Genomic DNA, 12,717 nt, shown 5'->3' with positions numbered 1-12,717 from the left:
TAATCATGATAAATATTATAATTAAGCCACAAGTGCGGTTTCTTTTAAACGAGATTTGAGCTTAGTATATTCAGTTACAACATAGTGCTCAGCCCAACGTTGATCTTCAATTTTTTCGATACGCACCGCGCTGTATTTATATTCCGGAGTACGAGATCCCGGATTTAAATGTTCAGCAGTGAGTTCGTTACATTTTCCGATCCACCATTGGTAAGTCATATAACACGCACCTTTGTTAGTACGAGAACTTACATCAGCACGAGATATAACTTTACCACGAGATGAAGAAATCCAAACAAGCTCATTATTCTTTATGCCTAAAGCTTTTGCATCTTGGTCATTCATTTGAACAAATCCTGGTTCGTCTGCCAACGCAGCAAGTGCACGACAGTTACCCGTCATTGAACGGCAAGAATAGTGACCAACTTCACGCACGGTAGAAAGCACTAATGGATATTCTTCAGAAACTTCTTCCATTGGTGGTTCCCAATCGCAAGCAAAGAATTCAGCTTTACCATTTGGACGGTCGAAGATTTGACCTTCATACAAGTATGTAGTGCCTTGATCTTCAGGGCCTTCATCTGTACATGGCCATTGAATATAACCCAAGCCTTCCATTTTTTCGTAAGTTGCACCTTTATAAATTGGGCAAAGCTCACGCAACTCATCCCAAATTTCTTTGGTGTTGTTGTAATGCATTGGATAACCCAAAGCTTGTGCCATAAGACTAATGATTTCCCAGTCGTCTTTCACATCACCAACAGGATCCACTGCTTTATAGAAACGTTGGAAACCACGGTCAGCCGCACTATAAACACCTTCGTGTTCTGCACAAGATGTTGCTGGTAAAATCACATCCGCTTCCGCTGCAGTTTGAGTCATAAAGATATCTTGAACAATAATAAACTCAAGATCTTTAAAGGTTTGCTTCATTGCATTCAAATCAGGTTCAGTTTGTAAAGTATCTTCACCCATAATATAGAATGCTTTGAGTTTACCTTCTGCCACAGCATGTGGCACTTCACTCAATGGTACACCTGGTTTGGTTGGAATAGATGGCACGCCCCATGCTTTCGCAAATTTAGCGTTGATTTCTGGATCCGCATAGCTTTGATAACCAGGTAAAGTATTATATAAAGCCCCCATGTCACATGCGCCTTGTACGTTGTTTTGACCACGCACAGGGTTTACACCAACATTTGGTTTACCTAAGTTACCGGTAAGCATTGCTAAACTTGCCAACGCACGTACAGTTTCCACACCTTGACGGAACTGACATACCCCCATACCCCAGAGAATTGTCGCAGTTTCTGCTTTCGCATAAGTGCGGGCAATTTCTCTCAACATTTCAGGCTCAATGCCAGTGATATGTTGAGTTGATTCAGGTGTATAAGCTTTTACAGTTTCATAGAACGCATCGAAATTTTCGGTATGTTCATCAATGAATTTTTGATCTTGTAATCCTTCTTCAAGAATCACGTTCATCATTGCATTCAAAAATGCGACGTTACTGCCGTTAGCAAGTGGCGCATAAATGTCAGCAATACGAGCGGTTTCAATTTTACGAGGGTCACAAACAATAACCTTCGCCCCTTTTGCTTTAGCGTGGTTAATACGACGCGCTACAATAGGGTGAGATGTTGAGGCATTATAGCCAAAGATAAACACGCATTTAGTGTCTTCAATCTCAACGATTGAGTTGGACATCGCGCCATTACCCACTGATTTGAGCAGACCTGCTACAGATGGGCCATGTCAGACACGTGCACAACAGTCAATGTTGTTATTGCCTAATACCGCACGAGCAAATTTTTGCATAACGAAATTCACTTCGTTACCTGGTCCACGAGAAGAACCCGTTACCATAATTGACTCGTTGCCATATTTTTCTCTAATTTCTTGTAAACGTTTTGCTGAATAGGAAATTGCTTCTTCCCAGCTCACTGGCGTGAACGGCTCGCCACGTTTGTAGCGAATCATCGGTTGAGTTAGGCGAGGAGTGAGGATTTTTGTGTCATGCACGAAATCCCAGCCATAATATCCTTTCAGGCAAAGCTCCCGTTCGTTTGTTTTACCGTTTGCACCTTCAGCACCCACAATTTTGTTGTTCTCAACCAATAGATTGATCTTACAACCTGAAGCGCAATACGGACAGACAGTAATCACTTTTTTAATTGTCATAGTAATGTCCTTATTTTAGATAACCAGAATGAATTACTCATTCCGAGTAATATAATACGCCTAAATAAAGAACATAGGCTTATAAATTCTGTGGATTTTTTGATATAAAACAGGTTTTTATTTAATTTTTATACATCATAATTTTTTTATGAGACAATAAAAAAGCACAGTCGTGCAAAAAATGAATTACCACTCAAATATAGGATATTAATATGAGTAAAAAAGTGAAACAGTGCGCCTTGGCATTGGGTGCAGTATTAAGTTTAATCAGTGTTAACCTTTTTGCCCATCCTAGCAATAAAACAATCATCGTTGCTAGCGAATCAACAACTCCAGGTTGGATGAGTTTAAATGAACAGGGTAAATTAGAAGGCTATGATCATGATGTATGGCAAGAAATTGGTAAACGTACTGGTTATAAAATTGAATACAAAACCAGTGATTGGGACGGATTATGGCCTATGTTAGATCAAGATCGTATTGATACCGTTGCCGAACAAGTATCAATAACTGATGAACGTAAAGCTAGATATAATTTTTCTATTCCCTATGCCTATAATCTTTATGTACTTATTTCAGCAAAAGATAATGAAAAATTACATTCATTAAATGATTTAAAATCAGGTATGACAATTAGTTCAGAAACTAACAGTAGTGATGAACGCATTGTTGAAGCTGTAAATAAACAATATGGCATAGAACTCAAACCTATGTATTATGATGGTATGAGCGTGCAAGATGTTGCTTTAGGACGTTGTGATCTCTGGCCTAGAGCAAAAACATCTGCAATTTTAACTGTAAAAAATGTCTCTAACTTAAAAATCTTAGGTGATACTAATGTAGTAGAAGTGAATGCATATCCTTTTTCAAAATCTGAAAGAGGAAAAATGTTATCTCAATTAGTTTCTAAAACATTACAATCCATGAAAGATGATGGTACATTAACTAAACTTTCTAAAAAATGGTTTGAAATAGACGTATCAAAAGAAATTAAATAATAATTTAAAGCCAATATTATGAATGCTGACTATTATCTTAAGGTAATTATACCAATGCTAGAAGCGTTACCAACAACGCTTAGCATTACTTTTTTTTCATTTATTTTAGGATTATTACTGGCAGTAATATTGGTTTTAATAGATCATTTTAAAACACCTATTCTTAGCCAAATTGCTACTGTATTTGTTTCTTTTTTCAGAAATACACCTCAAATTCCTCAATTATTTTTGCTTTATTTTGGACTACCTACACTTTTTCCTATATTAAAAACAGCTTCTCCCTATTTTATATGCATTATTGCCTTAAGCTTTAATGCCGCAGCATATATGAAAGAAGTAATTCGTGGTTCTATATTATCTGTTCCTCAAGGCCAAATTGAAGCGGCATTAGCGCATGGAGTTCCACATTTAAAAATTATGCAATCAATTGTTTTACCTCAAGCAATTAGAGTTGCGCTCCCCTCACTTTTTAATAATTTAGTTGATGTTCTCAAAGGAAGCAGTATTGCATTTACCATTGGAGTGGTTGAAATTACAGCTGTAGCAAAATTAAGAGCAGCAGTTACCTTCAATTATTTTGAAACTTTCATGCTTTTAATGCTAGTTTATTGGGGGCTAATTATATTACTTGAACGAATATCAATTAGATTAGAACGTTATTTAGGTAAAAAATATCAAAAATAATATTGCTATGATTAAAGTTAATAACCTTAAAAAATCATTTAACAATAAAATAATTTTAAAAGATATCTCATTTGAAATAAAACAAGGTGAAGTTGTTTGTATTATAGGAGAATCTGGTTCTGGAAAATCAACTCTGTTGCGTTGTTTAAATTTTTTAGAAATACCCGATGAAGGAGTAATTGAAATAGATAATTTCGTTATCAACGCTAGAAACTATAACAAAACTCAAATACTATCACTAAGAGAAAAATCAGCTATGATTTTTCAAGAATTTAATTTATTTTTAAATAAAAATGTTATAGAAAATATTACTTTTCCTTTGATAGCAGCAAAAAATAAAAATAAAAAAGAGGCTGAAGATATCGCTAAATCATGCTTAGAAAAAGTAGGTATGCTTGATTTTTTAATGCAGTATCCAACTACATTATCAGGAGGGCAAAAACAACGAGTTGCAATAGCAAGATCTATAGCAGTCTCGCCAAAAGTTTTACTCTTTGATGAACCAACATCAGCACTAGATCCTAAATGGGTTAAGGAAATTCTAACTATAATTAAAAAATTAACAGAACTTAATTTTACAATGGTTATTGTCACTCATGATATTAAATTTGCTAATCAAATTGCTGACAACATTATCTTTATGTCTGATGGAGAAATTATTGAACAAGGTAAGATGTTAATCCGCTCCCCTAAAGAAGAAAAAACAAAAATATTTTTACACAATTATTATGAATAAAGAAAATGAAATTATCTAAATTAGCTGAAAATATAAAATTTTCAGCCATACCAAAAATAAATCAAATAGCCAGAAAATTTGACCATGTAGAATATTATACAATGGGAGAACCTAGCCTCCCTTCTCCAACTAATGTCAAAAATTCAGTTATTCAAGCCATATTAAACGATGATACATTTTACTCAGAAAATCAAGGAAATATAGAGTTAAGAAATCTCATTAGTAAAAATTATAATGAACAATATTATACTCAATTCACAAATAAAAATGTCATGATTACTTATGGTTCAACAGGGGCTCTTTATTTAACTTTACTCACACTAATTTCACCCAATGATGAAGTAATTTTACTAACACCACATTACTCAAATTATATTGGTCAAATTAAAAACATTAACGCAAAGCCAATTTTAGCTAACTTAAATAACGACTTTTCAGTCAATATCGACAACATTGAGAAATCAATCACACCAAAATCAAAAGCATTATTACTAAATTCTCCTAGCAATCCAATAGGAAAAGTATTTAATAAAGAAGATATTATTAAAATAGGTAAACTAGCTAAAAAATATAATCTGTTCATTATCTCAGATGAAATTTACAGTGAATTAGTATTTGAAAAAAACCATCATAGTTTTATAACGCCAGAACAAGAAAATTTTGATAATACATTTGTCATTAATGGATTTTCAAAGTCTTATAGCATGACTGGTTATCGAATTGGATTTATTAGTTCACCAAATACATATGCTCTTCAAATAATGAGTGAATTAGACGATCAAATTTATGGCGGGATTCCCAATTTTATTCAAAAAGGTGCCATTACAGCACTTAAAGAACCTCAATATAGCAGCTTAATAAAACAAACTTATTTACAAAGAAGAAATCAACTTTATCAAGGAATTAAAAAAATAAAAAATTTGGATTGTATACTTCCTGAAGCGGCATTTTACGCTTTTGTAAATATTAAAAAAACGGGATTAACATCAGAAGAATTTGTCTATAAACTAATGGAAGAAAAACAAATTGCAGTAGTTCCTGGAACAAATTATGGTGAAGCAGGAGAAGGATTCATTAGAATATCTTATGTAACAACAGAAGAAAAAATTAACTATCTTTTAGAATCACTTAATGATTTCATACAAAAATTATAATAAAAATAACCGCACTTTGAATGGGGCGGTCATTAAGAAAAGTTAGTCAAATCAGTGCAAATAATAAAGTAGTACTAATATCAAATTTTATTTATTTCTAAAACTAAGATTAACCTGCTTTTCAACATAATTTATCATCTGTAACGCAATATCAACCCCGCTTGTTTTTTCAATCATTTCCAAGCCTGGGCTTGCATTCACTTCTAAAACCAATAATCCATTTTTCGAACGAATTAAATCCACGCCAGCTACATCTAAACCGATAGCTTTTGTTGCTTGAATGGCTATCTGCTTTTCTTCATCGCTTAGGGTAATTTTTTCGGTTTTTCCGCCACGATGACAATTCGCCCGAAACTCACCATCTTGCCCAATTCTCTGCATCGTTGCTATAACTTGATCACCAATCACAAAACAACGAATATCCGCATTGCCCGCTTCTTCGATAAAATCTTGCTGCAACATAGATATATTGGTTTGTTTAAAAGCTTCCATAATGCTTACCGCACTTTGTGGCTTTTCAGCTAAAATTACCCCAATTCCTTGTGAACCATTTAGCGTTTTTAAAATTGTCGGCGAACTGATATGAGGTATCGTCGCCTGAGCTTGCACTTCACCGCCACTTAAAAGTGAATTGGGAACAGGAACACCAGCCTTCAGCAAAAGTTGCAAACTTTTCCACTTATCACGCGCATTTAAAAATGCCTGAGATGAATTTAAACAAAAAGTCCCTTTGCCTTCAAAATGGTGTAAGACTGAGCATCCCATTTGTGTACTTGTTGTGCCAAATCGAGGCAAAACAGTATCATAATCAGGCAATAAATAAGGATCCGATTCTGAATTTTCTTGATAAAAAATCTGAAAGTGCGGTGGATTTTGTGAGAGTTTTAAGAGACAGCGATTCGGATCTAAAATATCCATCTCATGCCCTTGGTGTTTAGCGGCTTCCTTTAAGCGTTGGCAACTATAAAGACGAGGTTCGCGGCAAAGCATTAGTAATTTCATAATATTTAACTCATTGTCTAGGATGTTCCGTATATTACACAAATAAAAACACTTTATGTAGACGATAAAAATCAGGTAGAATTGCCTAGAATTTTTAACTCAAAAAAGGAAATCTTATGTTCGTTGTTATTTTTGGTCGTCCTGGCTGCCCTTACTGTGTGCGTGCAAAAAACCTTGCTGAAAAATTAAAAGGCGAAGTTGCTGATTTTGACTATCGTTATGTAGATATTCACGCAGAAGGCATTACCAAAGAAGATTTATCAAAATCAGTTGGTAAACCAGTAGAAACCGTACCACAAATCTTTATTGATGAAAAACCAATCGGTGGTTGCACTGACTTTGAAGCATTAATGAAAGAACAATTTGGTATCGTTGCTTAATTTTTCTTTTTAATTTATACAAAAAAGCCACTTTCAATTGAAAGTGGCTTTTTTCATAAAAGAGTTTTAACCGTTATAACGTTTAAAAATTAATGTTGCATTTGTACCACCAAAACCAAAGCTATTTGACATGACAGTTTGTAATCCTGCATTTTCTTTCGTCTCAGTAACGATATTGCAACCTTCAGCGGCTTCATCTAAGGTTTCGATATTAATACTTGGCGCAATAAAATCATTATCCAGCATTAATAACGTGTAAATTGCTTCGTGTGCACCCGCAGCCCCTAAAGAGTGACCTGTCATGGATTTAGTTGAAGAAATCGCTGGGATTTTGTCACCAAATACATTTTTGATTGCACCTAATTCTTTTACGTCACCTACTGGTGTTGATGTGCCATGTACGTTGATGTAATCAATTGGGGTATCCACCGTTTCCATTGCTTGTTTCATACAACGCTCTGCACCTTCACCACTTGGCGCAACCATATCGTAACCATCAGAAGTTGCGCCATAACCTACAATTTCAGCGTAGATTTTTGCACCACGGGCAAGTGCGTGCTCTAATTCTTCCACAACCACAACAGCACCACCACCTGCAATAACGAAACCGTCACGGTTTGCATCATAAGCACGAGATGCTTTTTCTGGAGTTTCATTATATTTAGTTGAAACTGCACCCATTGCATCAAACTCAGTAGCACATTCCCAAGATAATTCTTCTGCACCACCAGCAAAAACGACATCTTGTTTACCTAATTGGATTAATTCAACTGCGTGACCGATACAATGTGCAGAGGTTGCACAAGCAGAACTGATCGAATAGTTCACACCACGGATTTTATAAGGGGTGGCTAAACAAGCAGAAACACTTGATGCCATAGTTTTCGTTACTGCATAAGGGCCAATTGCTTTTACACCGCGAGGGCCACGTACCGCATCACACGCCACTAATTGATTATGTGCAGAACCCGTACCAGCACCAATCACTAAACCAGTACGATCATTAGAAACCTGATCTTCTGTTAAGCCTGCATCTTCAATCGCTTCACGCATAGAAAGATAAGCATAAGCCGCTGCATCACCCATAAAACGGAACACTTTACGATCAATGTGCTCGCTTGGGTTTAATTTGATTGTTCCGGCAACATGGCTACGCATATTCATTTCAACAAACTCAGGCACAACTTCAATACCTGATTTACCTGCTTTTAATGAAGCCAATACTTCTTCTTTGTTGTTACCGATACTTGAAATAATCCCAAAGCCTGTAATTACAGCTCTTCTCATTGCTTCTTCCTTATTGTTTTATATGTAAAAATAACGGCTCAAAATTACTACGAAATAAAAATATTTCAAGCAATAATTCATTTGTTCGACCAGTTTAGAAAATCGCGTTATTATACGCAAATTTCATTAGGCAAGGAAGGAATAAAAAATGACCTTTAGCGTGCAACATGCTGAGATTCACTTCAATCAAAACCATATTCCCGTCTCCGATCAATTCGATGATGTCTATTTTTCTAACGAAAATGGATTGGCAGAAACAGATTATGTTTTTCTACAAGGTAATCAACTTTTGGAACGTTGGATAAGCCACAACGAGGCTAATTTTGTCATCGCTGAAACAGGATTTGGTATAGGATTAAATTTCTTTGCAGTAACTCAATTGTTCCGTGAATTTCGCCAGCAACACGAGAATCATCCTTTAAAACGCCTAAATTTTATTTCCTTTGAAAAATATCCGCTAAAAATCACCGCACTTTCGCAAGCGCATCTTGCCTATCCGCAGTTTGAAAATTTAAGTGCTCATTTGCAACGTTATTGGCCTTCATTGATTCTAGGTTGTCATCGTATTCATTTTGAAGAGACCACGTTAGATTTATGGCTGGGTGATGTATCAGAAAACTTGCCACAACTTGGCGATTATATGAATGAACGTATTGATGCTTGGTTTTTAGATGGCTTTGCTCCAAGCAAAAATCCCGAAATGTGGAATGATGATCTCTATAATCTGATGTTTCGTTTCACTAAACCCAATGGTTCTTTTGCCACCTTCACCGCAGCAAGTTCGGTCAGAAAAGGACTTGAATCCGCAGGCTTTAACGTAACAAAACGTAAAGGCTTCGGCAAAAAACGAGAATGTTTAAGTGGGCTAAAAATACAATCAAAATCTACCGCACTTTCCACACCTTGGTATCTTGCTCAGCCTTCGAAAATGGAAAAACAAGATGTCGCTATTATCGGCGGTGGTATTGCTTCTCTTTGTGCAGCTATTTCCTTAGTAAAACGTGGGGCAAAAGTTACCATTTATTGTGAAGATGAAGCGCTCGCACTCAATGCCTCAGGCAATAAACAAGGGGCATTTTATCCGCAACTTAGCGATGATAATGCGCTCACCGTTGATTTTTACCTGCACGCTTTCAGTTACGGTCGCCAATTACTTGATTGGGCAATCGAACAAAACATAGCGTTTGAGCACGAATTTTGTGGCGTGGCACTATGTGCTTACAACGAAAAAAGTGCGGTTAAATTAACAAAGATTTCTCAGATTGGTTTGCCGAACGAAATCTTCCAAATGCTGAATGCTGAACAACTTAGTGAAAAAGTGGGATTACCGCTTAATTGCGAAGGCGGTTGGGTTGCACAAGGGGCTTGGCTTGCACCAAGACAATTTGTTCAAAATACCTTTTCATTTCTTAAAAAGCAGGGTGTCGTCATTAAAACCTCACAAAAAATTACCGCACTTTCTCAACAAGAAAAAGGTTGGGAACTAGAAAATACGCAAAGTCAAAAATACCGCCATGAAGTCGTCATTCTTGCGAACGGATATAAAATTACTGATTTTGTTCAAACAGAAAAGCTACCGCTCTACCCTATCCGCGGGCAAGTCAGCCAAATTCCAACATCAGAAAACTTACTCAAACTGAAATCTGTGCTTTGTTATGATGGCTATCTCACCCCAGCCGATCAATTAAAAACCTCACATTGCATCGGTGCAAGCCATGTTCGTGATAACGTTGATCGCCATTTTAGCGAACAAGAACAACAAGAAAATCAACAAAAACTCCAACAAAATATCGCCCAACCTTGGACTCAAGATGTGGATACATCAGGTAATCTAGCGCGTGTAGGCATCCGCTGCTCCGTAAGAGATCTTGCCCCAATGATTGGAAACGTACCCCATTTTGAACAGCAACAAGCCGACTATTACAATCTATTTAACCTCCGCCGCCGTAAACAACCTATTCAAAGTGCGGTCAATTTTCAGAATATTTTCTTAATCGCAGCCTTAGGTTCTCGTGGGCTTACCTCCGCCCCACTCTTAGGTGAAACCTTAGCTTCAATCATTTATGGCGAACCATTACCTATAAGCGAAGCTATATTACATAATCTTTCAGCTAACCGAGCCTGGGTGAGAAAGTGGTTGAAAGGAAGCGTCGTGGAATAATTTTACTTCAAAAAAATAACAGCACTGGTATTAAACTTGTGCTGTTAACATAATAAACGTAAATTTTACTTCACTTTTCCACAATTCAAACAATACAAATATTGACCATTAGGATCATTAAATTTAGTTAATACATTCAATTCTTTTTGTAATTTTTGAATTGGAGCAGGCAAACCAAGCCATTTAACTAACTGCTCTTGTGTACCTTTTTTAGTATCGCGCAATAAAGTGCTAATTAAACTAACGTTATCATCTGTAAACCATTCTACGCTAAAATCTTGTAAAGCAGTATCTTGACGTTGATTCACTAATTGCTCTGCTTTATTGACCGCTTCATTAAAAGAACCAATCTCATCCACTAAACCATTTTGGAATGCATCACTGCCCAACCAAACCTGACCTTGAGCCAGTTTATCTACTTGTGTTTTAGAAAGCTGGCGACCTTTGCTGACAATTTCTAAAAATCTATCATAACCATGCTCAATTTCTGTTTGATAAATATCTTGCACTGGTTTTGCTAATGGAGAAAACGCTGATGTATTAGCTAATTCAGTGGTTGAAACGCCATCTGCATTCACTCCGATTTTCTTAATACTATTTTCGAAAGTCGGAAACATCGCGAAAATACCGATAGAGCCTGTAATGGTGTTTGCATCGGCAATAATATAATCCGCAGTGGATGAAATCCAATAACCACCAGATGCCGCCATTGCCCCCATAGAAACAATCACAGGCTTCCCAATTTTCTGTAAATTTTCAGTCTCTTGTCGGATAATTTCTGAAGCAAAAGCACTACCGCCAGGTGAATTAACGCGTAGAATCACGGCTTTCACAGAATTGTCATCGTGGGCTTTACGAAGAATACGTGCAATGGTGTCGCCACCTGCATTTTCTTCATCACTTTCACCATCTATGATCGTTCCCTCAACATTCACGACTGCAATTTTATTCGGTACATCGTAATGTTCTAAACGATCAGGCAGTTGAGTCAAATAATCATCAAGTTCAATGAGATTCGCTTTCCCGTCACTCCCTTTACCAAAAAGTACGGTAAATTTTTTATCTAAATCTAAACGAGTTACAACATCAGTTACTAATCCACGTTGTTGGGCATAAGCGGTACTATTACCTTTTAACGCTTTAAGATCCGATAAATATTGTTTCGCATTCGGCAAAATGTTCTCTTTCTTAATCTTGCGATTTTCACTGACGGATAAAACATAATTATTCCACATTTCGCCTAACCAACGTTGCATATTTGCTTTTGCCTCAGCCGACATATCGTTGCGTAAAAATGGTTCAACTGCTGATTTATACGTCCCCACGCGGAAAATATGTGGTGTAACGGCTAATTTGTCGAGCATCTCTTTGAAATATAAATTCTCTTGCGATAAACCGTGAATATCCACACTCCCAATTGAATTTAGATAAATTTCATCAGCAAAGCTCGCTAAATAATATTGTCCTTGAGAATAATTATCCGCATAAGCAATCACCGGTTTTCCTGCATTTTTAAACTGGATGATAGCGCCACCAATAAAATCTAATGCAGGTAAATCCGCCCCTTCAAAATAATTAAGATCGAGTACTAATCCTTTAATTTTAGGATCATCTTCCGCTTGTTTAATGGCAAATACCACATCAAACGTCGAAATTTTTCGAGGGACGTGCTCGCCATTCAATTCGCTTAACGCATCTTGCCAACGAAGTGTTTCATCTCGGTTGTCCGCTAGATAGCCATCTAAATTGAGCAATAATGCGCCTTCGCTCGTTAATGCAGTGGATTTTTTTCCACCGCTTGAAAAGCTAATAATCGCCACTAGCAATAGTACAAAGCCTAAAAACACAATATTCATCACAAGATCACGAATGAAACATAGCGCTTTCCAACATAATTTTAATACTCGAAACATACAAATTACCTTTAAAAAATTTGCACTAGCGTATCACAAAGCCTTGTCAAAAACTATGCTATAATCCACCGCACTTTTATTCATAGGGAATAATAAAATGATCTGCACCCCAAAAGTTGGACTCAACAAACCAACAATTGAGGTGCAGATTTTTTTATGGGTAAACACTACACAATCGAATTTAAATTACAGGTTCTCCAACCTATTCTGAATCGGAAAAT

General features: G+C 36.4%; 10 protein-coding genes. 6 read left to right on the top strand and 4 right to left on the bottom strand.

The features are described 5' to 3' along the window. Positions 1-21 precede the first annotated feature (21 nt). On the bottom strand, positions 22-2,181 hold the full coding sequence (gene fdhF / locus DV415_RS03765; protein WP_239990908.1) for a formate dehydrogenase subunit alpha: 2,160 nt from the start codon (positions 2,179-2,181) through the stop codon (positions 22-24). A gap of 224 nt (positions 2,182-2,405) precedes the next feature. Between fdhF and DV415_RS03760 the strand changes: the two genes are divergently transcribed. The 4 genes from DV415_RS03760 to DV415_RS03745 are packed head-to-tail and all read left to right on the top strand — an operon-like array spanning position 2,406 to position 5,753. Continuing rightward, complete coding sequence (locus DV415_RS03760; RefSeq protein ID WP_204626718.1) at positions 2,406-3,179, top strand: transporter substrate-binding domain-containing protein; 774 nt, start codon at positions 2,406-2,408, stop codon at positions 3,177-3,179. 54 nt (positions 3,180-3,233) lie between these two features. Then, positions 3,234-3,863: an amino acid ABC transporter permease gene (locus DV415_RS03755; protein WP_204626717.1), complete on the top strand. Its 630-nt coding sequence runs from the start codon at positions 3,234-3,236 to the stop codon at positions 3,861-3,863. Positions 3,864-3,870: 7 nt separating this feature from the next. Beyond that, positions 3,871-4,599 (top strand): amino acid ABC transporter ATP-binding protein, encoded by a 729-nt coding sequence (locus tag DV415_RS03750; RefSeq protein ID WP_118790050.1) that lies wholly within the window; start codon positions 3,871-3,873, stop codon positions 4,597-4,599. Between the two features lie 5 nt (positions 4,600-4,604). Beyond that, positions 4,605-5,753 (top strand): pyridoxal phosphate-dependent aminotransferase, encoded by a 1,149-nt coding sequence (locus DV415_RS03745; protein WP_118790049.1) that lies wholly within the window; start codon positions 4,605-4,607, stop codon positions 5,751-5,753. Between the two features lie 87 nt (positions 5,754-5,840). Here DV415_RS03745 and DV415_RS03740 read toward each other — a convergent pair whose 3' ends face one another. Then, positions 5,841-6,755 (bottom strand): RimK family alpha-L-glutamate ligase, encoded by a 915-nt coding sequence (locus DV415_RS03740; RefSeq protein ID WP_118790048.1) that lies wholly within the window; start codon positions 6,753-6,755, stop codon positions 5,841-5,843. A 116-nt stretch (positions 6,756-6,871) separates the two neighbouring features. Here DV415_RS03740 and DV415_RS03735 point away from each other — a divergent pair, with 116 nt between their 5' ends. Then, complete coding sequence (locus DV415_RS03735) at positions 6,872-7,135, top strand: GrxA family glutaredoxin (RefSeq protein WP_005628952.1); 264 nt, start codon at positions 6,872-6,874, stop codon at positions 7,133-7,135. Positions 7,136-7,201: 66 nt separating this feature from the next. Here the strand turns inward: DV415_RS03735 and fabB are convergent, their stop codons facing one another. Continuing rightward, positions 7,202-8,422: a beta-ketoacyl-ACP synthase I gene (gene fabB / locus DV415_RS03730; RefSeq protein ID WP_118790047.1), complete on the bottom strand. Its 1,221-nt coding sequence runs from the start codon at positions 8,420-8,422 to the stop codon at positions 7,202-7,204. A gap of 148 nt (positions 8,423-8,570) precedes the next feature. Between fabB and mnmC the strand changes: the two genes are divergently transcribed. Next, positions 8,571-10,583: a bifunctional tRNA (5-methylaminomethyl-2-thiouridine)(34)-methyltransferase MnmC2/FAD-dependent 5-carboxymethylaminomethyl-2-thiouridine(34) oxidoreductase MnmC1 gene (mnmC, locus tag DV415_RS03725; protein ID WP_118790046.1), complete on the top strand. Its 2,013-nt coding sequence runs from the start codon at positions 8,571-8,573 to the stop codon at positions 10,581-10,583. Between the two features lie 65 nt (positions 10,584-10,648). Here the strand turns inward: mnmC and sppA are convergent, their stop codons facing one another. After that, positions 10,649-12,496: a signal peptide peptidase SppA gene (gene sppA / locus DV415_RS03720; RefSeq protein ID WP_118790045.1), complete on the bottom strand. Its 1,848-nt coding sequence runs from the start codon at positions 12,494-12,496 to the stop codon at positions 10,649-10,651. Between the last annotated feature and the right edge of the window lie 221 nt (positions 12,497-12,717).

This window comes from Haemophilus haemolyticus, from assembly GCF_003490595.1.
Taxonomy (GTDB): domain Bacteria; phylum Pseudomonadota; class Gammaproteobacteria; order Enterobacterales; family Pasteurellaceae; genus Haemophilus; species Haemophilus haemolyticus_L.
Note: the sequence above shows the minus strand (reverse complement) of the source record. Positions and strands in the feature narration are given on the sequence as shown.